Here is a 23563-nt window from a genome sequence, read left to right on the forward strand (position 1 = left end):
GCCCAGCTTGTCGTGGTGGATGGTTGTAGTGGCGTCACCCGATACCGGGCGCTGCACCCGGATCCGAATAGCTTTCTCTGTCCCAGCTCCGTCGGGTCGGCCCGCAATCCTGCACCCTGAAATCCTTTAGACTCTCGGCATGGTGGATTTCAGCATTGCAGACGCACAAGGAAACCTCGTCGGCCCGAACTTCCGGTTAGCCGGGGTGCACCCCGGCACCACACCGGGCTTCTCCGGCGATGACGAGGATCTCGAGGAGGCCTTCACCGCACCTGACGAAGAGCTGCTGGATCTGCAGAAGAAGCTGCACGCCAACGCCACCGTCGGTGTGGAGGACACCGGATCGCTGCTGGTGATCCTGCAGGGGACCGACACCTCAGGCAAGGGTGGGGTGGTCCGGCACGTGTTCGGTCTGTTCCCGCCGGTGGGACTCGACCTGGCGAATTTCGGCCGACCCACCGACGAAGAACTTGAGCATGACTTTCTGTGGCGGATCCGACCGCACGCCCCGGAGCCGGGCCGCATCGCGGTCTGGGACCGCTCGCATTATGAGGACGTGCTGGTGCAACGGGTCCACGAGATGGTCTCCGCCGAGGAGATCGAGCGCCGCTACGGCGCGATCACGGAGTTTGAGTGGGAGCTGGCGCAACGCGGCACCCGGATCATCAAGGTGATGCTGCACATCTCCAAGGAGTTCCAGGAGGAGAACCTCCGGGAACGGCTGGAGAAGAAGAGCAAGCGCTGGAAATACGATCCCAATGACGTGACGGACAGGGCGTACTGGGATGAGTACCAGGAGGCCTTCGAGCTCGCGCTGCGTCGGACCTCCACGGCTTATGCGCCGTGGTACTGCGTCCCCAGCGATGACAAGGACTATGCCCGCATGGTGGTCAAGTACCTGGTGCTTGACGCCCTGCGGGAGATGAAGCTGGAGTGGCCGGAGGTCGAATTCGACCCGGAAACGGAACTGGAACGCCTGCGGGACTCCTGAATTCCCCCGGCCCTGCAGCAGGGCCGGCACCAGCCTGGTGCGCAGCCCGGGGGTTACTGTCCCTCGGTTTGGTTCCGGATGACTTCAGCGGCCTCCGTCACGGCCCCTTGGCCGGCCAACACGGTGTCCACGGCTTCCTGCACCGCCGTGCGGAGCTGCCGGTCGGTCATCCCGGCAGCCACTAGAATCTCGCGTTCGGTCCGGATGATCAGGGTGTCCGTTCGGTCCACCACCGTGGACTTGCAGGCGAAACTGTAGCTGTTGACGTGATTGCAGGCCAGGTGGAGCATCGGGTTGCCTTCGGCGGTGGCCTGCTCAGTGGGCACATCCGCGCGGACAATCAGCACCGAGTTCAGCAGGGCGAAGGTGACCTGCGTGCCGTTGAGGTTGGCGCTGGCCACGTTGCCCTGCTCGGCGGGGAAGAGTTCGATCCCGAAGTCCGTCATCACCTGGGTGAGGCGTTCGAAGGACACCGCGGTCAGGGGCTGATCGTTGTAGTCGATGGCGGTCTCGCCGGCCGTGTCGGGGTTGTCAGTGCTCATGGTGTGGCTCCTCCCACGTGACCAGTTCAGGGAATTCGCTTTCCACCCACTGGAAACAGCTGTTGACGGCGTCCAGCGTGGACATGACGAAAGCGCCGATCTGATTGCGACTCATGCCGTAGGTGGTGTTGATCTGCCGCTGCGCGGACAGGGCCAGTTTCCCCGTGGTGGCTTCGAAGAAACGCAGCGTCGGGGTGAACTGCGACAGATTCCACTCATTCACGGCGGCCAGCAGCTTCGGAGCCTGCTCTGCGACGGGGGTGCCACGCCACATCGAGTCGAAGGTGAGGTGCTCCTCGTCCACGGCGAAGGAGATGGCCACGTTGACGAACCCGGTGCGGACCATCACCTGGGACTGCCGACCATCGGGTGCAGGGACATCCTCCAGGCGGTACTGGAGGTTTTCGGACTCAAGGATCTCGGCCACCCGTTCAGGTGTCACGGCCGCGATCGGCGTATCAGGCTCTCTCGCCGGTTCGGTGTCAGTCACGCCGGGTTCGTTTCCTTTGGGCGTCGGGGACGGGGGTACCGGGCCAAGTCTAGCCATCGGTCCCGGCCCCGGTCCCGGCGGCTTCATCTCTGCCGTCCGGCCCGGGATCCTCCCCGGCTCCGGCGTCTTCCGACGCATTCGTCTGATTCATCTGGTCCCCGGTGCCCCACAGTTCCTCATAACCGAGCTCGTGGGCTAAGGCGGGGGAGACGGTGGGGTAGCGGAAATGGTGCTGCAGCTGCTGCAGCAGCTTGGGCTGCACGTGCTGGTTGGCCATGGCCAGTTCAGCGGCGCCCTCCCTGCCCAGTAGCATCTTCGGCCCCAGGGCGGGAATCTGGATGAAGGCGGGGCGGTGCAGCTCCCGGGACAGGGCGGTGACCATGTCCCGGTTGATCACGGCGTTCGGGGCCACCGCGTTGACGGGCCCGGTCAGGGCGTCGTCCAGGATGGCGCGGACGTAGATGTCGGTGAGATCGTCCAGGGCGATCCAGGACATCCAGAAGTTGCCGTCGCCGAAATTTCCGCCCAGTCCGGCGGAGAACAGGGTGCGCAGCGGTGGCAGGAGACCTCCCCGGCCGCTGAGAACCAGGCCGGTGCGTAGCTGGGCCACCCGGGCACCCGATTCGGCGGCTGCCCCGGTGGCGCTCTCCCAGTCCCGGACGGTGTCGGCCAGAAATCCCTCGCCGGGTTCGGAATCTTCGGACAGGAGTTCCTCACCTCGGTCGGCGCCGTAATAGCCGATCGCTGAAGCGGAGACCATCCGCCGGCAGGTGGGGGAGTCGGCCACCAGTTGCGCGAGGCGCCGGGTGGGCTCGATCCGACTGTCCCGGATGGCGGCCTTGTGGGCCTCGTTGAAACGTCCGGAAATAGGCTCGCCCGCGAGGTGGACCAGCACGTCCACCCCCGTCAGGAGGTCCCGATCCGGGTAGTGCGGGTCCCAGTGGCGCTGCCCGGGTTTGGGTTCCCTGCGCACCAGTTGGATGACCTGGTGGCCCATCGTGGTCAGTTGCGCGGTCAGGGCCCGGCCGACCAGTCCGCGGGAGCCGGTCATCGCCACCACCAGTGGACGCTGGCGTGCGGGGTCCGTCTCATCGGCCGCGTAGCCGCGGCTGCGGTGGATTGCCCGGATGTCCTCGATCAACTGGTGCTGCCGGAAGGCGAACATGGCGTTGAGGGTGCCCGCGGGCAACCGGGTGGTGACGTTGTCGGTGATCAGGGTGCCGTCCGGGTGGTCCGCGAACTCGTGGCTGTGCCGCCAGTTCGCCACCGCTTTGAACGGGGCGCTGGTGCACACGTCGGTGAACCGGTGTCCCCGGTGATAGGCGGAGAGATCGTGCTGGGAGACCCATTTCAGCCCGGCGGGCAGGGAGAAGACGGTCTTGCCGTCGGCCAGCCGTTCCGCCTGCCTGATCGGCACCATGGGGATGAACGGTGGCGCCAACCTGGCGAGGGCGCCGGGGCGGGTGTGCCACTCCCACACGAACTCGCGGTCGGCCGGGACTACGTGGCTGGCGGTCAGGCTCATCGGCTGGCCCTCCCTCTGGTGGCATTACGGGGGTGTACTGGCATGACGGCATGCTAGGATGTGGACTGTCTTCAAGCATAGACAAAGTCTTTCGACCCATTTTCGACATCCTTTAACGGACCGCCCAGAGAGGCGGGGAAGGAGGTCACGATGAGCGAATCCGACGACACAGCGAACACCGTCGAGCTACTCAGCTCCGACGAGGTCCGTCGTACCGTCGCGCGCATCGCGCACCAGATCATTGAACAGACGGCATTGGACTCCGAGGACGCCCCCAGGGTCATCCTGCTGGGCATACCCTCCGGCGGAGTGCCGCTCGCCAGGCGGCTGGCGGCCAAGATCGGGGAGTTCACGGGGGTGACGGTGCCCACCGGTGCCCTCGATATCACCCTCTACCGCGACGACCTGCGCACCAAGCCCCACCGCGCCCTGCGCCCCACCAGCATTCCCGCCGGCGGCATCGATGACGCGGTGGTCATCCTCGTCGACGATGTGCTCTACACCGGCCGCACGGTCCGGGCGGCCTTCGACGCGCTCGGTGACCTCGGTTCCTACCGGGCGATCCAGCTGGCGGTTCTGATCGACCGGGGCCACCGGCAGCTGCCGATCCGGGCGAACTACGTGGGCAAGAACATCCCCACCGCCCGCAGCGAGGACGTCGATGTGCTCCTGTCGGAGATCGACGAGCGCGACGCCGTGCTGCTGACGCGGCCGGTCGAGGATACCCGGGAGGTGCGCCCGTGAAGCACCTGCTGTCCATCGCGGATCTGAACAAGGATGAACTGACCGGACTGCTGGATGAGGCCGACCGCTTCCGGGAGGCCCTGGCGGGCCGGGAGATCAAGAAGCTGCCGACCCTGCGGGGCCGGACGATCTTCACGATGTTCTACGAGAACTCCACCCGTACCCGCGCCTCCTTCGAGACCGCCGGCAAGTGGATGAGCGCGGACGTCATCAACATCTCCGCCTCCTCGTCCTCGGTGAAGAAGGGCGAGTCCCTGAAGGACACCGGCGCAACGCTGGCGGCCATCGGGGCGGACGCGATCATCGTGCGCCACCCCGCCTCGGGGGCGGCGCAGCAGCTGGCCGGCTGGCTGGCCCCCGAGGGCGTGGGCCCCAGCATCATCAACGCCGGTGACGGCTCCCACCAGCACCCCACGCAGGCGTTGCTCGACGCCGCGACGATCCGGCAGCGCCTCGGCGGCGTCGACGGACGTAAGGTCGTCATCGTCGGGGACAGCCTGCACTCCCGGGTGGTCCGCTCCAACGTCGACCTGCTGAGCACCCTCGGCGCGGAGGTCGTGCTGGTCGCCCCGCCGACCCTGTTGCCCTTCGGCGTCGAGAACTGGCCGGTGCGCACCACCTTCGACCTCGACGCGGAGATCCCCGACGCCGACGTCGTGATGATGCTGCGGGTGCAGGCCGAGCGCATGCACGGCGGGTTCTTCCCGTCTCACCGCGAGTACGCCACATTGTTCGGGCTGTCCAGACAGCGTTCGGCAGCCATGAAGGAGGGGGCGATCGTCATGCACCCGGGACCGATGCTGCGCGGCATGGAAATCAACCACGATGTCGCCGACGCCCCGCACACCGCGGTGCTGCAGCAGGTCGCCAATGGCGTGCACGTTCGTATGGCGGTGCTGTTCACCCTGCTCGTGGGTGCCGGCGCCTCCGGGTTCTAGTCCGGTCACCGGAAAGAAAGACGAGAGACAATCATGACTGACACCACCACCGACCGCGCCTACCCGGCCACCGGCGCGCTCGCCACCGCGGAAAACGCGACCCTGCTGCTCACCAACGTCCGCCCCTACGGCGAAGGCGAGCCGGTCAACGTACTCATCCGCGACGGGCGGATCGCCGATCTCGACGCCGCCGACGACACGCCCGCCGACGACACCGTCGACGGCCACGGCGGAGTGCTCCTGCCGGGCCTGGTGGACATGCACGTCCACCTGCGGGAACCCGGCCGCGAGGACACCGAGACCATCGCCACCGGCTCAGCCGCGGCAGCCAAGGGCGGGTTCACCGCCGTGTTCACCATGGCCAACACCTCACCGGTGATGGACCAGCCCGTCATCGCCGAGGGCGTCTGGCACAAGGGCCAGCACACCAACCTCTGTGACGTACACCCGGTCGGCTCCATCACCAAGGGACTCGCCGGTGAGGAACTGACCGAGTTCGGCATGATGGCCGCCTCCGACGCCAAGGTGCGGATGTTCTCCGACGACGGCAAGTGCGTCGCGGACCCGTTGCTGATGCGCCGGGCCATCGAGTACGCCAAGGGACTCGACGTCCTGCTGGCGCAGCACTGTGAGGAACCCCGGCTCACCGAGGGCGCCGTGGCCCACGAGGGGGAAACCGCGGCCCGTCTCGGGCTGCGCGGCTGGCCCCGGGTGGCCGAGGAGTCCATCGTGGCCCGCGACGCTTTGCTGGCCCGGGACTACGGCAACCGTGTGCACATCTGCCACGCCTCCACCGAGGGCACCGTCGAACTGCTCAAGTGGGCCAAGGCCCAGGACATCCCGTTGTCCGCCGAGGTGACGCCGCACCACCTGATCCTCACCGATGAGCGCCTGCACACCTACGACGGCGTCAACCGCGTCAACCCGCCGCTGCGCGAGGAGCGCGACACCTTAGCCCTGCGCCAGGCACTGCTGGACGGGACCATCGACTGCGTGGCCACCGACCACGCCCCGCACGGTTCCGAGGACAAGTGCGTGGAATTCGAGCACGCCAAACCGGGGATGCTCGGCCTGGAGACCTCGTTGGCGATCATCGCGGAGACCTTCGTACGATCCGGTCTGGCCGACTGGCGCTGGGTGGCCAAGGTGATGAGTGAGCGCCCCGCGGAACTGACCCGCCTGCCCGGCCACGGTCGCCCCATCGCGGTCGGGGAGCCGGCCAACCTCTGCGTGGTGGATCCGGACGCCGCCTGGACCGCCCACGGCGCCGACATGGCCTCCAAGGCGGAAAACACCCCGTATGAGGGGATGGGCTTCGGCGCGCGCGTGCGAACCACCGTCCTGCGCGGCCGTGTCACCTGCCGCGACGGTGAGCCGGCGGCCCCCGCCCCCGATCTCGCATAAAATACAAAGCAGTGAATCCTATACAATTCGTGGAGCAACACCCCCAGTCGAAAGGTGACGCCTTGACGTCTACTACTGACCATGCCCTGCTGGTTCTCGCCGACGGCCGCGTCTTCCGCGGTCGCGGTTTCGGAGCTACCGGCACCACCCTCGGAGAGGCCGTCTTCACCACCGGCATGTCCGGATACCAGGAGACCATGACGGACCCCTCCTTCCACCGTCAGCTGGTCACGCTGACCGCCCCCCAGATCGGTAACACCGGCTGGAATGACGAGGACAGCGAATCCCGGGACGGCTGCATCTGGGCCGCGGGCCTCATCATCCGTGACCTCGCGGTCCGGGTGTCGAATTTCCGTGCCACCCGCAGTCTCGAGGACGAGATGAAGGCCCAGGGGATCATCGGTATCCGGGGCATCGACACCCGCGCGCTGACCCGCCACCTGCGTGACCACGGTTCCATCGCCGCCGGCATCTTCTCCGGTGAGGCCGCCGCCCGCGACGTCGACGAGCTGCTCGCCGAGGTCAAGGCCCAGCCGCCGATGTCCGGCGCCGACCTGGCGGCCGAGGTCACCACCGACGCGCTCTACACCCTCGAGCCCGAGGGGGAGGCGAAGTACACCGTGGTCGCCTATGACATGGGCATCAAGACCGCGACCCCGCGCAGCCTCGTGCAGCGCGGCGTGCGCACCGTCGTCGTGCCGGCCGACACCCCCTTCGCCGAGATCCAGCAGCACAAGCCGGACGGCGTGTTCATCTCCAACGGCCCCGGCGACCCCGCCACCGCCGACACCATGGTCGGCATCGTCCGCGAGATCCTGGCGGCGGACCTGCCACTGTTCGGCATCTGCTTCGGCAACCAGATCCTCGGTCGCGCCTTCGGCATGGACACCTACAAGCTGAAGTTCGGGCACCGCGGCATCAACGTGCCGGTGATCAACCACCAGACCGGCCGGATCGACATCACCTCGCAGAACCACGGCTTCGCCCTGCAGGGCAAGCCCGGCGAGACCTTCGACACCGATTTCGGTCCCGCCCAGGTCACCCACACCTGCCTCAACGACGACTGCGTCGAGGGGGTGGCCCTGGAAAGCGGCCGCGCCTTCGCCGTGCAGTACCACCCGGAGTCCGCGGCCGGCCCGCACGACGCCAACCCACTGTTCGACCAGTTCCTCGAGCTCATGTCCGCCCAGCAGAAGACCACCCAGGAGGGTTAAGAACACATGCCCAAGCGCAACGACATCAACCACGTCCTGGTCATCGGATCGGGCCCGATCGTCATCGGTCAGGCCTGCGAGTTCGACTACTCCGGCACCCAGGCGTGCCGGGTGCTGAAGGAGGAGGGCCTGCGGGTCACCCTCATCAACTCCAACCCGGCCACCATCATGACCGACCCGGAGTTCGCCGACCACACCTACGTCGAGCCCATCGAGCCCGACTACATCGACAAGATCTTCGCCAAGGAGGCCGAGCAGGGTCACCCGATCGACGCCGTCCTGGCCACCCTGGGCGGGCAGACCGCCCTGAACGCCGCCATCCAGCTGGACCGCCTGGGCATCCTCGACAAGCACGGCGTGGAGCTGATCGGCGCGGACATCGACGCCATCGAGCGCGGCGAGGACCGGCAGAAGTTCAAGGACATCGTCGCTTCCATCGGCGGTGCGTCCGCCCGCTCCCGGGTCTGCCACAACATGGACGAGGTCCATGAGACCGTCGCCGAGCTCGGTCTGCCCGTCGTGGTCCGCCCCTCCTTCACCATGGGCGGACTCGGTTCCGGCCTGGCCTACAACAACGAGGACCTGGACCGCATCGCCGGCGGTGGCCTGGCCGCCTCGCCCGAGGCCAACGTCCTGATCGAGGAGTCCATCCTCGGCTGGAAGGAGTTCGAGCTGGAGCTCATGCGCGACGCCGACGACAACGTCGTGGTCATCTGCTCCATCGAGAATGTCGACGCCATGGGCGTGCACACCGGTGACTCCGTGACCGTGGCGCCGTCCATGACCCTGACCGACCGCGAGTTCCAGACCATGCGGGACCAGGGCATCGCGATCATCCGCGAGGTCGGCGTGGACACCGGCGGCTGCAACATCCAGTTCGCCATCAACCCCGCCGACGGCCGCCTGGTCACCATCGAGATGAACCCGCGTGTGTCGCGCTCCTCGGCCCTGGCGTCGAAGGCCACCGGTTTCCCGATCGCCAAGATCGCCGCGAAGCTGGCCATCGGCTACACCCTGGACGAGATCACCAACGACATCACCGGCTCCACCCCGGCCGCCTTCGAACCGACCCTGGACTACGTGATCGTCAAGGCCCCGCGCTTCGCCTTCGAGAAGTTCCCCGGCGCCGACGACACCCTGACCACCACCATGAAATCCGTGGGGGAGGCCATGGGCATCGGCCGCAACTACGTCTCCGCGCTGAACAAGACCATGCGTTCGCTGGAGACCAAGGCCACCGGCTTCTGGACCGTCTCCGACGAGGCCGTCGCCGGTGAGCGCGCCACCGACGTGGCCGCCGTGCTCGAGGACCTCCAGCGCCCCACCGAGGGACGCATGTACGACGTCGAGCTGGCCCTGCGGCTCGGCGCCACCATCGAGCAGGTCCACGAGGCCTCCGGCATCGACCCCTGGTTCCTGGCCGAGCTGCAGACCGTCGTCGACTTCCGCCGCACGCTGATCGACGCCCCGGTCCTCGACGCGGACCTGCTGCGCGAGGCCAAGTATCACGGCCTGTCCGACGCCCAGATCGCGGCCCTGCGCCCCGAGTTCGCCGGTGAGGACGGCGTGCGCAGCCTGCGCTGGTCCCTGGGCATCCGCCCGGTGTTCAAGACGGTGGACACCTGCGCCGCCGAGTTCGAGGCCCGGACCCCGTACCACTACTCGGCCTACGAGCTCGATCCGGGCGCCGAGTCCGAGGTCGAGCCCCAGACCGAGAAGGACAAGGTCATCATCCTGGGCTCCGGTCCGAACCGCATCGGCCAGGGCATCGAGTTCGACTACTCCTGCGTCCACGCCGCCCTGGAACTGTCCCGCGTCGGGTACGAGACCGTCATGGTCAACTGCAACCCGGAGACCGTCTCCACCGACTACGACACGGCCGACCGCCTCTACTTCGAGCCGCTGACCTTCGAGGACGTCATGGAGGTCTACCACGCGGAGTCCCAGTCCGGCACCGTCGCCGGCGTGATCGTCCAGCTCGGCGGACAGACCCCGCTGGGCCTGGCCCAGCGCCTGCAGGACGCCGGGGTGCCCGTGGTGGGCACTTCCCCGGAGGCCATCAACCTGGCAGAGGACCGCGGCGAGTTCGGTGAGGTCCTGCACCGCGCCAGCCTGCCCGCGCCCGCCTTCGGCACCGCCACCTCCTTCCCGGAGGCGAAGGCCGTGGCCGGCGAGATCGGTTACCCCGTCCTGGTGCGCCCCTCCTACGTGCTGGGCGGCCGCGGCATGGAGATCGTCTACGACGAGACCTCGCTCGAGGACTACATCAACCGGGCGACGGAACTCAACACCGATCACCCGGTGCTGGTCGACCGCTTCCTGGACTCGGCCATCGAGATCGACGTCGACGCCCTCTGCGACGGCGAGAACGTCTACCTGGCCGGCGTCATGGAGCACATCGAGGAGGCCGGCGTACACTCCGGTGACTCCGCCTGCGCCCTGCCGCCGATGACCCTGGGCGCCGAGGACATCGAGAAGGTCCGTCGGTCCACCGCCGCGCTGGCCCACGGCATCGGCGTCAAGGGCCTGATGAACGTCCAGTTCGCCCTGAAGGACGACATCCTCTACGTCATCGAGGCCAACCCGCGTGCCTCGCGCACCGTGCCGTTCGTGTCCAAGGCCACCGGCGTGCACCTGGCCAAGGCCGCCTCCCGCATCATGCTGGGCGCCACCCTGCCGGAGCTGCAGGCCGAGGGCATGATCCCGACCTCCTACGACGGTGGCTCGCTGCCGCTGGACGCCCCGATCGCCGTCAAGGAGGCCGTGCTGCCGTTCAACCGCTTCCGCCGCGAGGACGGCACCATGCTGGACACCCTGCTGAGCCCGGAGATGAAGTCCACCGGTGAGGTCATGGGGCTGGCCGGCAACTTCGGCGCCGCCTACGCCAAGGCCGAGGCCGGTGCCTTCGGCGCGCTGCCGACGGAGGGCACGGTGTTCGTCTCCGTGGCCAACCGCGACAAGCGCACCGTGATCCTGCCGATCCAGCAGCTGGCCGCCCGCGGTTTCCACATCCTGGCCACCGCCGGCACCGCCGCGATGCTGCAGCGCAACGGTATCGAGTGCGAGACCGTGCTCAAGCAGAACGAGGTCAAGGCAGGGGCCCAGGGCCAGTCCATCGTCGATCTCATCAAGGACGGTCGGGTGGACCTGATCCTGAACACCCCGGCCGGTTCCGCCGGGGCCCGCCACGACGGCTACGACATCCGCGGTGCCGCCGTGTCCCAGGGCGTGCCGCTGGTGACCACCGTCCAGGGCATCACCGCCGCCGTCCAGGGCATCGAGGCGCTGCGCAACAGCGAGCTGAGTGTGCGCGCCCTGCAGGAGCTCGAGCACACCGTGGTGGGGCAGCAGTAGTGGCCGGTGACCAGGTGGTGACCTTCGGCGAGCGGCTGCGCGACCTGGCCGCCGAACGAGGCCGGCTGTGCGTGGGTATCGACCCGCACCCGGAGCTACTGGAGTCCTGGGGACTGCGTGACGACGCCGCGGGGCTGGCGGAGTTCAGCCGGATCTGCGTGGCCGCGTTCGGCGGCACCGCCGCGCTGGTCAAGCCCCAGGTGGCGTTCTACGAGCGCTTCGGCTCGGCCGGCTTCGCCGTGCTGGAGGAGACGATCGCCGCACTGCGCACGGCAGGCTGCCTGGTGGTGGCCGACGCCAAGCGCGGTGACATCGGTTCCACCATGGCCGGCTATGCCCGGGCGTGGCTCGCCGACGGCTCCCCGCTGCTCTCCGACGCCGTGACCGTCTCGCCGTACCTGGGGGTGGGCGCACTGCGTCCGGTCCTGGAGCTGGCGGAGGAGACCGGTCGGGGAGTGTTCGTCCTGGCCGCGACCTCCAATCCGGAGGCGGTGGAACTGCAGTCGATCACCGGCGCGGACGGCCGCACGCTGGCCCAGCGGGTGGTCGACGAGCTCGCCGGATACAACGCCGCGCACGGTAGCCAGGGCCGGGCCGGCAACCTGGGCGTCGTCGTCGGGGCGACCCTGGGGGCGCCGCCGAGCCTGGCGGAGCTCAACGGCCCGGTGCTGCTGCCCGGCGTGGGCGCCCAGGGTGCCACCGCCGTGGACGTCGACCGGGTTGCCGCCGGCGTGGCGGGTCTGGCGTTCCCGAACATCTCCCGGGCGATCCTCACGGCCGGGCCGGAGGTTGCTGACCTGCGGAAAGCCGTGGCCGACGCGGCCGTGGATTTCCCTGGTTTGCCCAGGTGAGTGCCTCAGGTGCACGACCTGCTAGTTTGTGAAATGCAACGCGTTGACGTGCTCAAACACGCACGAAATGCGGGTTGTAATTCGCTCTAGTGCTAGACTGATCGAAACTCGGCGGGGACGGTTACTCGTGTCCCAGCGGTTCCGTCCCGTCGATGTCTGGTACACCATGTACTGGTAGAACATCCCATTAATCTGAATCGGAGGAACCCGTGGCCCTTCCCAAGTTGACCGATGAGCAGCGCAAGGAAGCCCTCGCAAAGGCTGCTGAGGCCCGCAAGGCTCGTGCGGAGCTGAAGGAGAACCTCAAGCGAGGCGACACCAACCTCAAGGCCGTGCTGGACAAGGCACAGACCGACGAGATCATCGGCAAGACCAAGGTTTCCGCCCTGCTCGAGGCCCTGCCGAAGGTGGGCAAGGTGAAGGCCAAGGAGATCATGGAGGAGCTGGAGATCGCCCAGACCCGTCGTCTGCGCGGCCTCGGTGAGCGCCAGCGTCGTGCCCTGCTGGAGCGCTTCGGATTCTCCGAGGACTAGGAGCATGATCGGCGATAACCCCCAGGCTCAGCTGGTCGTTCTGGCCGGCCCCTCGGCCGTGGGTAAATCCACGGTGGTTAATCGCCTTCGCAGTGATGTCGCGAACCTGTACTTCAGCGTCTCCATGACCACCCGGGCACCGCGTCCCGGGGAGGTTGAGGGGCGCGATTACTACTACGTCAGCCCCGAGGTGTTCCAGGCGACGATCGACTGTGGTGACATGCTCGAGTGGGCGGAGATCCACGGTGGGCTGCAGCGGTCCGGCACCCCGGCGGCACCGGTCAAGAAGGCCCTCGCTGAGGGGCGCCCGGTGCTGGTCGAGGTGGACCTCGAGGGCGCGCGAAACGTCGCCCAGATGCTGCCGGCGGCCCGGACCGTGTTTCTGGCCCCGCCGAACTGGGAGACCCTCGTGGAACGGTTGACCGGCCGGGGAACGGAACCGGAGGACGTGATCGCACGCCGTCTGGAGACCGCCCGCGCTGAGCTGGCCGCACAGGATGAGTTCGATTACGTGGTGGTCAACGACAACGTCGATGACGCTGTTTCGGCCATCAGTGATATCCTGCAGGGCAGATGACCTTAGCACCTGTCAAGGTGGGTGTGCCCGGCGCCGGGTGGCGGCGGGTGAGAAGAAGTGTTTTCAAGTGAAAAGGTGTACGTGACCAACGTGAGCAACGAGATCCCGAAGGCCGAGGCCGTGTACGACACGCCGATTGGCATCACCGCCCCGCCGATCGACGAACTGCTGGAGAAGGTCTCCTCCAAGTACGCTCTGGCGATCTTCGCGGCGAAGCGCGCGCGTCAGATCAACAGCTACTACCAGCAGGCGGACGAGGGAGTCTTCGAGTTCGTCGGTCCGCTGGTGACCCCGGAGCCGGGGGAGAAGCCGCTGTCGATCGCCCTGCGCGAGATCGACGCTGACCTCCTCGACCACGAGGAAGGCCAGTAGGCCCACCGCGTCGCCCGGCGATGCGGCCCGACCGCTCGCTGACGGCCCCGGTACCGTGCTTCCTGCAAAAAAGGGAGTGCGGTACCGGGGCCGTCGTCGTATTCTGGGTAGGCTCGAGGCGGACAGAATTTCCTCCCGGCAGCAGTCGGCAACCCAGGTGAGGTGCGAGAGCAAGTGAGTCAGCCCAGCGGCCAGCAGGCAAGGAAAATCGTGGTGGGGGTCGCCGGTGGCATCGCCGCCTACAAGGCCTGCCATGTGGTGCGCGACCTCAAGGAACACGGCGACGACGTCCGGGTGGTGCCCACCGAGTCCGCCTTGAACTTCGTCGGTGCCGCCACCTTCGAGGCCCTCTCGGGCCATCCCGTGGCCACCACGGTCTTCGATGCCGTCGACCAGGTCCAGCACGTCCGCGTGGGGCAGGAGGCGGACGCCATCGTCATCGCCCCGGCCACCGCGGATCTGATCGCCCGGCTGGCGATCGGACGCGCGGATGACCTGCTCACGGCCACCGTGCTCGTGGCCACCTGCCCGGTGATCGTGGTCCCGGCCATGCACACCGAGATGTGGTACAACGCCGCCACCCGGGAGAACGTGTCCACCCTGCGTAGACGGGGGATCACCGTGATGGAGCCCGCCCACGGGCGGCTGACGGGCAGGGACACCGGGCCCGGCCGGCTGCCGGACCCGGAGCAGATCGCGGAACTGACACGGACGGTGCTGGATGACCAGCCGATTCCGCACGACTGGGCAGGCAGGAAGGTGCTGATCAGCGCCGGGGGCACGCAGGAGAACATCGATCCGGTGCGCTACATCGGAAACCGTTCCTCCGGGCGGCAGGGGTATGCGCTGGCGGAGATCGCCGCGCAGCGCGGGGCCCAGGTCACCCTGGTCGTCGGCAACGTGGTCGAGCTGCCCACCCCGGCCGGCGCCGAGATCGTCCGGGTGGTCAGCACCGCCGAAATGGCGGAGGAGATGGCCCGCCGGGCCCCGGAGATGGATGTGGTCATCATGGCCGCGGCCGTGGCCGACTTCCGCCCGGACCAGGTTGCGGGCGCGAAGATGAAGAAGGGCAGCCGGGACGAGACCGGTCTGCAGACCCTCCACCTGGTGGAGAATCCGGACATCCTGCGCACCCTGGTCGAGGCCCGTGCTGCAGGGGAGGTGCCGGCGGACACGGTGATCGTCGGTTTCGCCGCGGAGACCGGCGATGACACGCATTCCGCCCTCGACTACGCCACCGCGAAGCTGGCGCGCAAGGGCTGTGACCTGTTGATGTGCAACGAGGTCGGGGTGGGCAAGGTATTCGGGGAAAAGCGCAACCGCGGCTGGTTGCTCGCCCGTACCGCGGACGAGGACAGTCCCGGGGTGACCGAGGTCGTCGACGGGTCGAAGGCGGTGGTGGCCGCCCAGATCCTGCGCGGCGTCGCCGATCTCCTGACCGGCGACGGCCGCTGAGTCCGTCGGGCCCGGCCCGGTCCGAGCCGTATGCACATCCGTTGCGAAGCTTAGACCGCTTAGTCTAACCTGGTCGGGTACCGAAAATTTGTGTTGATTGAAGTCAAGTAAGGAAAGCATCCGTGGCAAATTCCGCCGTGCGCCTGTTCACCAGTGAATCCGTGACCGAGGGCCACCCCGACAAGATCTGCGACGCGATCTCCGACACCATCCTGGACGCCCTGCTGGACAGGGATCCGCATTCCCGCGTGGCCGTCGAGACCCTGGTGACCACCGGGCAGGTCCACGTGGTGGGCGAGGTCCGCACCGAGGCCTACGTCGAGATCCCGAACCTGGTCCGCCAGAAGCTCAAGGAGATCGGCTTCACCAGCTCCGAGGTCGGCTTCGACGGCAGCACCTGTGGCGTCAACATCGCCATCGGGGAGCAGTCCCCGGAGATCGGGCACGGCGTAGACAACTCCCACGAGGTGCGCTCCGGCGACGAGTACGAGGACGATGACCGTGCCGGCGCCGGTGACCAGGGTCTGATGTTCGGCTACGCCAGCAACGAGACCGAGGAGTTCATGCCCCTGCCGATCGCGCTGGCGCATCGTCTGGCCCGGCGCCTGACCCAGGTCCGCAAGGAGGGCATCGTGCCCAACCTGCGCCCCGACGGCAAGACCCAGGTCACCTTCGCCTACGACGGTGACACCCCCTCCCACCTGGACACCGTGGTCATCTCCACCCAGCATGACCCGAATGTCTCCCAGGAGTGGCTGACCACGCAGCTGCGCGAACACGTGCTGAACTGGGTGCTCGAGGACGCCGGCCTGGCGCACTTCGCCACCGATCAGCTGAATCTGCTGATCAACCCCTCCGGCTCCTTCATCCTGGGTGGCCCGATGGGGGATGCCGGTCTGACCGGCCGCAAGATCATCGTGGACACCTACGGCGGCATGGCCCGCCACGGTGGCGGCGCCTTCTCCGGCAAGGATCCGAGCAAGGTGGACCGCTCCGCCGCCTACGCCATGCGCTGGGTGGCCAAGAACATCGTCGCCGCCGGCCTGGCCGACCGCGCCGAGGTCCAGGTGGCCTACGCCATCGGCCGCGCCAAGCCCGTTGGCCTGTACGTGGAGACCTTCGGCACCGCCAAGGGGGGCCTGAACGACGAGGCCATCCAGGCCGCCGTGGAGGCCGTCTTCGACCTGCGCCCGGCGGCCCTGACCCGCGAGCTGGACCTGCTGCGCCCGATCTACGCGCAGACCGCCGCCTACGGTCATTTCGGCCGCACCGACATCGAGCTGCCCTGGGAGAACACCGACCGCGCCGCTCAGCTGCGCGAGGCCGCGGGCCTGTAGAATAAACCCTCATGGCTTCACCCCGCGTCCCCGCTTCCACGAAGTCGGTGGCGCGGGTTCTTCCCCTTCTGGGCCTGGCCCACCTCGACCGGCTCTTTGACTACCGCATCGACTCCGAACAGGACCCGCAGGTCCAGGCCGGCGTGCGCGTGCGCATCCGCTTCGCCGGACGCCTGGTGGACGCCCTGGTCATCGAGCGCACCACCGAGACGGGACACCGCGGCAACCTGAGCTGGCTGGAACGGGTCATCTCCCCGGTGGTGGTCTTCCCGGAGCAGACCCGCACGCTGGTGGAGGCGCTGGCTGAGCGCTACGGCGGCGTGCGCTCCGATATCATCCGCTCCGCCATCCCCAGCCGGCACGCCCAGGCGGAAAACTCCGACACCGCCACCCCCTGGGAGGAGCTGGGCACCACCCAGGAGCCGGACCTGTCCGCGTGGGCGGTGTACCGACACGGGCAGTCCTTCGTCGACGCCGTGCTCGCGGGCACCACCGCCCGGGCCGCCTGGCAGATCGCCCCCGGCGGCGACTGGGCCTCGGCGGTGGCGGCCCTGGCGGCCAAGGTGGTCATCGACGGCGGTGGGGCCCTAGTGGTGGTGCCCGACCAGCGCGACCTCGACCAGCTGGAGGAGGCGCTGCGGGAGATCGTGGCGGCTAAGCAGATCACCGTGCTCAACGCCGGGTTGGGGCCGCAGGGCCGCTACCGCCGCTACCTGTCGGTGCTCAGCGGCCAGGGACGACTGGTGATCGGTACCCGCAGCGCGGCCTTCGCCCCGGTTCATGATTTGCGGCTGGCGGTTCTGCTGCACGACGGCGACGACAACCTGGTGGATCCGCGCGCGCCCTACCCGCACGCCCGGGAGGTGCTGACCACCCGCTCGGTGCAGGAGGGCTGTTCCCTGATCCTGGCCGGGCATTCCCGGACCGCGGAGACCCAGCTGCTGGTGGAGTCGGGCTGGGCCCACGATCTGGTGGCCCCGCGGGACACGCTGCGCAACCGGATGCCGTGGATCCGGGCCGTGGGGGAGACGGACTTTGAACTGGCTCGGGATCCGATGGCGCGCTCGGCCCGGTTGCCGAGGATCGCGTTCGACGCGGTGCGCAAGTCCCTGGAGCACAAGGACCCGGTGCTGGTCCAGGTGCCCCGCAAGGGCTACGTGCCCACCCTGGCGTGCGGGAATTGCCGGGCCCCAGCCCGCTGCCGGAACTGCAACGGACCGCTCGGTCTTCCAGCGGGACAACCCGGAGACGCCGGTGTACCGACCTGTCGGTGGTGCGGTCGGCCCGACCCGCGCCACCGCTGCGGCGAGTGCGGCTCGCCGAAGCTGCGCGCCGTGGTGCTGGGCACCCAACGCACCGCTGAGGAACTGGGGCGGGCCTTTCCCGGGGTGCCGGTGAGCACCTCGGGCGGCAACCGGGTCATCGACACCCTGGAACACGGACCCCGGCTGGTGATCGCCACTCCCGGGGCCGAACCCCGGATCACCGGCGGGGTGTACGGCGCCGCTCTGCTGCTGGACACCTGGGCGCTGCTGGGTCGGCAGGATCTGCGGGCCACCGAGGAGACCCTGGCGAAGTGGTCGGCGGTGGCCACCCGCGTCAAGGCCCGCAACTTCGGTGGGGAAGTGGTGGTGGTCGCCGACTCCACCCTGCCCGTGGTGCAGGCACTGGTCCGCTGGGACATGGTCGGCGCCGCCGCCACCGAGCTGGCCCAGCGCCGCGAGGTCGGCTTCCCACCGGCGGTCCACATGGCGGCCGTCGACGGGGCGAGTGCCTCCCTGGAGCATTTCATGGAGATCATCGAGCTGCCCGCCGGAACCCAGGTGCTGGGACCCGTGGACCTGCCACCGGGGGTGAGCCTGCCGGGGGAGTACGACGAGCGGAAGTATGGCCCGCCGCAGCGGTTGATGCTGCGCACCCCGCTGGGGCCCCGGTCCGAACTCGGCCAGGCGCTGCGGAGCGCGATGGTGGCCCGGGCCGCCCGCAAGGATGACCTGCCGCTGCGGATTCAGGTGGATCCGGTGCACGTGGGGTAGGTGTCCGCGGTCACAATTTCTCTCTAACATGGGGCCATGGCTGAGACCATCTTCCCCCTGGGCAACTCTCGCCCATTCCCGGGTCATGTCCGCAACGACGAATCCGCCGGGGACATGCTCCCCACGCCCTTTCATCTGGGCCACCAGCTCTCCGGCCCGTTCCGGGTGGAGGGCGCAAAACCTGGGGACCTGCTCGTGGTCGACATCAGCGACGCCTGTGCGGCCCTGTACCTGCCCACCGCCATCTCCGACATCCGGCCCAGCACCTCTCGTCTCCATCAGGTGTCCTCCGGCCTGCAGCCGCTACGGGTCGGTGGTGAGCAGTTGTCCGGCGACGACATTCTCCGGACGGTGCCCAAAGACAAGACCGCTCTGCTACCCGCCACCCGTCGGCTCGGTGAGCAGGTGGCCCAGCCGGCCGGCTCCGTCTTCGGCAAACTCCGGGAATTGCTGGGGAGGTGTTGACCATGAGCATGAGAGCAGTCCGCAGGATGTCCACCGGCCGGAAAGTCCTGACCTTTGTGGCGGGAGCCACCGCGGTGGGCGGCTTCCTGGCGGACTGGAACCGGACCCATCTGTTCAACCCTTCCTGGCCGCCCCACGCACGGTTTCACGACGCCCAGACCATTTCCCTGGGCGCGCTGCTGGGCACGGCCGGGCTGGTGGCGTTGCACCTGCGGCAGGAGAGTAAGCCGAGCGGAACTGCGGCCGGTGCGCTGCTGCCGGCCTTCTTCTGGGGATCGATGGGCACCGCCTTCCTCTTTCCCGGCGCGCAAGGCCTGCAGTCGGAGTTTCCGGAACGGATTCCGCCTATCGGCGGGGTATGGATCGACGAGCGTTTCGCCGCTGGCGGCATGCTTGGGCTCGTGGCGCTCGGTTATCTGTTGGAGGTACGTGGCGTTCATTCGCGTGGGCGATCCGGATAAGGCTGCGGTGAAACGTGGTCTGATGTCGGGTGCGGAGGAGAGCGCAACCCGTGGTGGTGACGTAGACCTTAAAGGCTGAGAGGTATTCGCTGTCATCGGCAAGACCGGCGGGAAAGTCGGCAGCTCTGGCCGTTTGACCAGGTACACTGCCTCATGTGTTACCTGACCCAGGTGCGGTGAACGTTAGCCTGATGCTCGAGACGGGCTGGGCATCTGGGCCGTGGAAGATGGCCAGCCAGTTAGAGATCGCGTCTCATCGACTCTTCACTCCACTTTGCAGCAGCACCCGCTCGAGCGCATCGTGAATCGAACGGCCTACCGGCCACCACCTAGGGACAGTGAGATGTTCCGTGCGGCAACGCGGCTGCATTCCGGGATGTGCCGCATCGCTCGCCATGCTGTGGTCACGGAGGTGACGTCCGGAAGCAGAAGTGCTAACGCCCAAACCGCCTTCCCGGTTTGTATGTTTGCGCTCAGTGCCGCGAGGCGGCGGAACTTGAGGTAACTATCCGGACTGCGGCAGGGCCTTAGTCGCGGCAATCGCGCAAACTGCGCCAATAGGCAAGAGAAGAAAGGCAAGATTGATTATCGGGAGTGCTGAACCCGCTTGGTATTCCTCAAACCAACCAGCGACGCTTGTGCCCCAAGCGGCAATAAGGCAGAGGGAACCAATCACGAATAAAAATGGGTTTCCTCTTTCTTCGCTATGTCCGACCGAGCGGCGGGCACGCCAAAAAGCAATCAAACAACCCACTGATGAGATCACCGCCAAACATCCGATTATCACGCTCGACAGCACGGAGGCCTTAAACGATACGGCGGATAAGGCCAATGCAAATGCAATCCATGCGATAATGAATGCGATGGAAAGACCCGCATGGGCTCGGATAATACGTAATCTAGACATTCCGCCGATAATAACCCAGGGTCAACAATCATCCTTGGCTGCTTCCATCGGCTAGTAAAACGGTCCGCGCCAGGACCGTACAATCCGTGCGTGTTTCATCAGGGTATTACTGCCAAAAGAGTGCAGAATTTCCGGCCTTTTCAGTAGATAAGCCGGCGATTTGAGCTCGTCAAGAAAGCAGCGATCGTTTGGCTGAATGATTGTTCCGGACGATGTGCTCGTGGCAGTCGGATAGCTCGCTTCACTGGTCCTGTGGAGCTGCCCAGGCAGGACTGATTGGCATGGTGAGCGGCTCTATCGCTCTTCTGGCAACTAGGGCACCCACCCTTGTGAGCACGGGGCTCAGGGAGACCGTCTTCCCGATCCCGCGTGTGTTGGAATGGGAAATCCATCGCGCTCTTTTGGTCGGGAATCCGATGAGTATTGGCTTTATCGCCGTGCTCAACTGGCAGGGAGAAAAATGCCGCAACACACCGTGGCTGAAGCACTGCAAATGCGGCGGAAGGAGACGCAAATAAGGAGCCTGCGGTTGTCGACGCCACAGTGGCTAACTATAGCCAGCGTCCGCGAGCTCGTCGACGGTGCTCCGAGCGCGTCACGATTCAGGGGACGCCCCGATTGCATCTCTAGCAGCATGCTTTGGATACTTAGAGGACTCCGCGGAGATCTCCGGGCGCAACTGGCCGGCGACGTATAGAACTCTGGGTAAGCTTTCACCGGCACAACAGGCTGAGAATCGCGGTCACAGGAAAAGGAACTTCTGGCGACCAGACCTACCCCGTAGGAAACGGTTTCAAGTACCGACCTTAGAGAGAAGATGAACTCAACTTTATCACCAACTAAGGAGCCCACCCCATGGATCTCAATCTCATCCCGTCGGATATCTACTCCGCCCTAGTAGAAGGGATCGCAAGTTTATCCGCTGTGCCGATCGGTCTTTCTCTTATCACCATGCTGATTGGCGGAATGGGCAACAATGCGTTGACTGGCCCCGCGCAGCTGAGTTCCGACATATTCACTCCGCTCATGCCCTTTATCGATCACTATCTTCAGATCAACGGTGGCCAGTAACACTGCGCTCCACTGTGAGAACCAACGCCTCGACGCCGTCGGTATTGACGTGTCGGGCAGCTCGATCAGCTCCCGAGTGCAGACCCTGTTGGTACTGAGAACGCATCCTCCAATCGCAGCAGTAAAACCCTGCCCCCATCCCGTTTGTCTGGGCCTGAAAGCGCACCTCATCTGTGTAAACAGCCCTCAATAATTAAGCGGATAAGCCATGGCAGAACGCCTTCTCGCGAATCCGGCATGCTGGCCAAGCGGCGGTGCACACAGGCGACACCATGCAGTCAGTCATGTCGGGAGCAACCGGTCTGGTCGGAGAACACGAGGTCAGGCGAGCCTGTGTAGGCGCCTTCTGACATCTATGCAAAGGTCTTCTGACCCTGACAACAAACCGCCAAACGAAGCTGCGCGCCACAGTCATTTAACCCGTCACTTACTCTCTGTATCGAAAGAGGTAGCGGCACACTGTCGGGTACGGCATCGCGGATACGTACCTCCTCGCCCAGCACTGAGCGTGCCGGCCAGAAATTGAGCGAGCATGGCGGAACGCAACAACGCCGACCCATCTCACCATCAGAAAAGCCCATCGGAAACAGAATTCGGCGATCCCATCACAGCGCCGAATACCACCACTATCCCGGCGCGGCAGCTGCCCGCCCACCGACGCTGTCAGCCAACAGTGCTAACCCACACCCTCCTCGTCTCAGCCTCCTGCACTATAGGCTCGTCACCATCCATGCCATCGTGACGCAGGAGGCCATCGACCAGGCAGTGGAGCAGGTTCCTCTCACCCTGCCGGAGGGGAAGCAGCTGTACGGCTGGATCGTGAATCAGGACCTGGCCACCAGGATCGGGGACTTCGGTCCGCTGCGTGATGGGATCCACTCAATGGCGGCCCGCGCCATCGCTGATCTGACTGAGGCGATGATCGATAGCCCGCTGCGGGGCAGCCAGAGCCCCCGGATCCTGCTGCTGGTTGGGCAGGGTGGCAATGGTGCGGACGGTTTGCGCGCCGGGGTACTGCTGGCGCAGCGCGGGCGGCCGGTGGACGTGATGATTCTGGGCTCCCCGCATGCTGCCTACGCACAGGAGTATCCGGAAGACCACCCGAACCGGCAGCTGCTTACCGAGCTACTCGCTGCGGGTGGGACGGTGATCACTGGAGCCCACGTGATCGAGGAAGACATCGGCCACAGCCACGGAATCATCCTTGAGGCGATTGTCGGCAGCGGCTTCCGGGGCACCTTGACGGGTCTATTGGCCAGCTGGGCGGAGGCCAGTGGACGGTTTCCCTCGATCGCCGTGGATGTTCCAGCGGGAGTGGTCGCGGACACCGGGGCTGTACCGCCGTTGCGTTCGAACTTCCCGGACAGCGAACTACGCCAGCCGCCCACCCTGACCCTCGCGCTGGGCGGGCTGCGCCGGGCCCACACCGGCGAGCACTGCGGGATGGTGTTCCTGGCCAGCTGTGGTCTCGAGCTCGGGCGCGAGTGGCCGGAGAGCTTCGGCCGCCTGATCTCTCCGGCCGCGGGATTCGAAGTGCCGTGCAGCGTGGACGCGATGACCCCGGCTTATGCACGACCGCCCGAGGAGGAATGGCGGGAGGTCCGCCCCGCCGCGGTGAACGTGGTGGTGGGGGAGTCGGACTGCCTCGGTTTCGGGCTGCTTGTCCTACAGACGCTCCGCGGCGCCGGCACCTGGCACCGACTGGGTCTGCTGGCGGAGCAGAGCAGTCTCACACCGGTCATCACCCGGCACCCGGACGTCGATGTCCACCTCGACCTCGATTCCGCTGCCGCCCAGCCACCGGACTCCTGGATCGTCGAAACCCGCGATGCTGCTCTGCTCCGGGAAGTACTGCTCCAGGAGCAGACCATCATCCTCGGACCCCGGGCCGCGGACACGGTGGCCGGAACGGATCTGGTGGACCTGCTGCAGCACCGGGAGGCCAAAACCATCCTGATCACGCGGGACGCCGGGCACGACGCCCTCTCCTCAGCGGCCGACGTCATCCGGTTGGGGGAGCGGAACATCCACACCAGCTCACCGCACCGGATTTTTCGGGGGAGGGCCCGTCGCCGACATGAGGACCCTGTGGTGCCGCTGACCCGCGTGCAGGGGATCGAGGCAGTGGTTGCCGGCCTGCGCGCCGTGGCGTACTCCTATACCCTGATCTTCCTGGCGGATCGGATGCAGCGGCTGGCACCGCACTGGCCGGTCTCCGCCGTCCAACTCGCTGCTGCCTCGAAACGGGGATGAGCCGCCGCGCGTAGTCATTCCGCCCACCTCCCCGCGCTCCCTT

Annotated in this window: 20 protein-coding genes and 1 pseudogene; 17 read left to right on the plus strand and 4 right to left on the minus strand. The window is 66.8% G+C overall.

From position 1 onward, the window contains the following. Nucleotides 1-139 precede the first annotated feature (139 nt). Nucleotides 140-991 carry a PPK2 family polyphosphate kinase gene (locus ACQCVD_RS01440; RefSeq protein WP_426821905.1) on the plus strand — a complete coding sequence of 284 codons (852 nt, stop codon included), beginning with the start codon at nucleotides 140-142 and terminating at the stop codon, nucleotides 989-991. Nucleotides 992-1044: 53 nt separating this feature from the next. On the opposite strand, the gene ACQCVD_RS01445 is transcribed toward ACQCVD_RS01440, so the two are convergent. From ACQCVD_RS01445 to ACQCVD_RS01455, 3 genes are read right to left on the minus strand one after another with little or no spacing between them, the layout of a single operon-like run. Beyond that, nucleotides 1045-1533, minus strand: a complete 489-nt coding sequence (locus ACQCVD_RS01445; protein WP_426821906.1) for a YbjN domain-containing protein — start codon at nucleotides 1531-1533, stop codon at nucleotides 1045-1047. Beyond that, the gene (locus ACQCVD_RS01450) at nucleotides 1523-2023 is read right to left on the minus strand and encodes a YbjN domain-containing protein (protein WP_426821907.1); all 501 of its coding nucleotides are present in this window, start codon (nucleotides 2021-2023) and stop codon (nucleotides 1523-1525) included. The genes ACQCVD_RS01445 and ACQCVD_RS01450 overlap by 11 nt, the downstream gene beginning before the upstream one ends. A gap of 49 nt (nucleotides 2024-2072) precedes the next feature. Further along, nucleotides 2073-3548 (minus strand): TIGR01777 family oxidoreductase, encoded by a 1476-nt coding sequence (locus ACQCVD_RS01455; RefSeq protein WP_426821908.1) that lies wholly within the window; start codon nucleotides 3546-3548, stop codon nucleotides 2073-2075. Between the two features lie 150 nt (nucleotides 3549-3698). Between ACQCVD_RS01455 and pyrR the strand changes: the two genes are divergently transcribed. The 14 genes and pseudogenes from pyrR (at nucleotide 3699) to ACQCVD_RS01525 (ending at nucleotide 19289) form a co-directional block, all read left to right on the plus strand. After that, a complete protein-coding gene (gene pyrR / locus ACQCVD_RS01460) occupies nucleotides 3699-4292 on the plus strand; it encodes a bifunctional pyr operon transcriptional regulator/uracil phosphoribosyltransferase PyrR (RefSeq protein WP_426821909.1) in 594 nt (197 codons plus the stop codon). Next, on the plus strand, nucleotides 4289-5230 hold the full coding sequence (locus tag ACQCVD_RS01465; protein WP_426821910.1) for an aspartate carbamoyltransferase catalytic subunit: 942 nt from the start codon (nucleotides 4289-4291) through the stop codon (nucleotides 5228-5230). Before pyrR ends, ACQCVD_RS01465 begins: the two co-directional genes overlap by 4 nt. Before the next feature lie 33 nt (nucleotides 5231-5263). Then, nucleotides 5264-6634, plus strand: coding sequence for a dihydroorotase (locus ACQCVD_RS01470; protein ID WP_426821911.1), 1371 nt, complete (start codon nucleotides 5264-5266; stop codon nucleotides 6632-6634). Between the two features lie 62 nt (nucleotides 6635-6696). After that, nucleotides 6697-7848 (plus strand): glutamine-hydrolyzing carbamoyl-phosphate synthase small subunit, encoded by a 1152-nt coding sequence (gene carA, locus ACQCVD_RS01475; RefSeq protein WP_426821912.1) that lies wholly within the window; start codon nucleotides 6697-6699, stop codon nucleotides 7846-7848. 6 nt (nucleotides 7849-7854) lie between these two features. Next, nucleotides 7855-11202 (plus strand): carbamoyl-phosphate synthase large subunit, encoded by a 3348-nt coding sequence (gene carB, locus ACQCVD_RS01480; protein WP_426821913.1) that lies wholly within the window; start codon nucleotides 7855-7857, stop codon nucleotides 11200-11202. Nucleotides 11203-11219: 17 nt separating this feature from the next. Further along, complete coding sequence (gene pyrF / locus ACQCVD_RS01485) at nucleotides 11220-12053, plus strand: orotidine-5'-phosphate decarboxylase (protein WP_426822079.1); 834 nt, start codon at nucleotides 11220-11222, stop codon at nucleotides 12051-12053. 209 nt (nucleotides 12054-12262) lie between these two features. Continuing rightward, a complete protein-coding gene (gene mihF / locus ACQCVD_RS01490; protein ID WP_426821914.1) occupies nucleotides 12263-12586 on the plus strand; it encodes an integration host factor, actinobacterial type in 324 nt (107 codons plus the stop codon). Between the two features lie 4 nt (nucleotides 12587-12590). After that, on the plus strand, nucleotides 12591-13163 hold the full coding sequence (gene gmk / locus ACQCVD_RS01495) for a guanylate kinase (RefSeq protein ID WP_426821915.1): 573 nt from the start codon (nucleotides 12591-12593) through the stop codon (nucleotides 13161-13163). A gap of 81 nt (nucleotides 13164-13244) precedes the next feature. Then, nucleotides 13245-13535, plus strand: a complete 291-nt coding sequence (rpoZ, locus tag ACQCVD_RS01500; RefSeq protein ID WP_426821916.1) for a DNA-directed RNA polymerase subunit omega — start codon at nucleotides 13245-13247, stop codon at nucleotides 13533-13535. 174 nt (nucleotides 13536-13709) lie between these two features. Next, nucleotides 13710-14990: a bifunctional phosphopantothenoylcysteine decarboxylase/phosphopantothenate--cysteine ligase CoaBC gene (coaBC, locus tag ACQCVD_RS01505; protein ID WP_426821917.1), complete on the plus strand. Its 1281-nt coding sequence runs from the start codon at nucleotides 13710-13712 to the stop codon at nucleotides 14988-14990. 122 nt (nucleotides 14991-15112) lie between these two features. Further along, on the plus strand, nucleotides 15113-16327 hold the full coding sequence (gene metK / locus ACQCVD_RS01510; protein WP_426821918.1) for a methionine adenosyltransferase: 1215 nt from the start codon (nucleotides 15113-15115) through the stop codon (nucleotides 16325-16327). 11 nt (nucleotides 16328-16338) lie between these two features. Further along, a complete protein-coding gene (locus ACQCVD_RS01515; RefSeq protein ID WP_426821919.1) occupies nucleotides 16339-18363 on the plus strand; it encodes a primosomal protein N' in 2025 nt (674 codons plus the stop codon). 75 nt (nucleotides 18364-18438) lie between these two features. After that, nucleotides 18439-18576: pseudogene (locus tag ACQCVD_RS01520) on the plus strand (acetamidase/formamidase family protein); the annotation flags it as partial. A gap of 254 nt (nucleotides 18577-18830) precedes the next feature. Next, entirely contained in the window at nucleotides 18831-19289 is a 459-nt protein-coding gene (locus tag ACQCVD_RS01525; RefSeq protein ID WP_426821920.1) for a DUF6640 family protein, read from the plus strand. A gap of 505 nt (nucleotides 19290-19794) precedes the next feature. Here ACQCVD_RS01525 and ACQCVD_RS01530 read toward each other — a convergent pair. After that, nucleotides 19795-20196: a hypothetical protein gene (locus ACQCVD_RS01530; RefSeq protein WP_426821921.1), complete on the minus strand. Its 402-nt coding sequence runs from the start codon at nucleotides 20194-20196 to the stop codon at nucleotides 19795-19797. Nucleotides 20197-21051: 855 nt separating this feature from the next. Here ACQCVD_RS01530 and ACQCVD_RS01535 point away from each other — a divergent pair. Next, nucleotides 21052-21267, plus strand: coding sequence for a hypothetical protein (locus ACQCVD_RS01535; RefSeq protein WP_426821922.1), 216 nt, complete (start codon nucleotides 21052-21054; stop codon nucleotides 21265-21267). 738 nt (nucleotides 21268-22005) lie between these two features. After that, the gene (locus tag ACQCVD_RS01540) at nucleotides 22006-23520 is read left to right on the plus strand and encodes an NAD(P)H-hydrate epimerase (RefSeq protein WP_426821923.1); all 1515 of its coding nucleotides are present in this window, start codon (nucleotides 22006-22008) and stop codon (nucleotides 23518-23520) included. The last annotated feature ends 43 nt before the right edge of the window (nucleotides 23521-23563 follow it).

The sequence above is a fragment of the Corynebacterium halotolerans genome, from assembly GCF_050107895.1.
Classification (GTDB): Bacteria; Actinomycetota; Actinomycetes; order Mycobacteriales; family Mycobacteriaceae; genus Corynebacterium; species Corynebacterium halotolerans_B.

Coding starts and splice junctions, on each gene's coding strand:
- ACQCVD_RS01445 (WP_426821906.1), bottom strand. CDS start 1,533: ATGAGCACTGACAACCCCGACACGGCCGGCGAGACCGCCATCGACTAC.
- ACQCVD_RS01530 (WP_426821921.1), bottom strand. CDS start 20,196: ATGTCTAGATTACGTATTATCCGAGCCCATGCGGGTCTTTCCATCGCA.
- ACQCVD_RS01455 (WP_426821908.1), bottom strand. CDS start 3,548: ATGAGCCTGACCGCCAGCCACGTAGTCCCGGCCGACCGCGAGTTCGTG.
- ACQCVD_RS01535 (WP_426821922.1), top strand. CDS start 21,052: ATGGATCTCAATCTCATCCCGTCGGATATCTACTCCGCCCTAGTAGAA.
- pyrR (WP_426821909.1), top strand. CDS start 3,699: ATGAGCGAATCCGACGACACAGCGAACACCGTCGAGCTACTCAGCTCC.
- ACQCVD_RS01470 (WP_426821911.1), top strand. CDS start 5,264: ATGACTGACACCACCACCGACCGCGCCTACCCGGCCACCGGCGCGCTC.
- carB (WP_426821913.1), top strand. CDS start 7,855: ATGCCCAAGCGCAACGACATCAACCACGTCCTGGTCATCGGATCGGGC.
- ACQCVD_RS01525 (WP_426821920.1), top strand. CDS start 18,831: ATGAGCATGAGAGCAGTCCGCAGGATGTCCACCGGCCGGAAAGTCCTG.
- gmk (WP_426821915.1), top strand. CDS start 12,591: ATGATCGGCGATAACCCCCAGGCTCAGCTGGTCGTTCTGGCCGGCCCC.
- ACQCVD_RS01440 (WP_426821905.1), top strand. CDS start 140: ATGGTGGATTTCAGCATTGCAGACGCACAAGGAAACCTCGTCGGCCCG.
- ACQCVD_RS01515 (WP_426821919.1), top strand. CDS start 16,339: ATGGCTTCACCCCGCGTCCCCGCTTCCACGAAGTCGGTGGCGCGGGTT.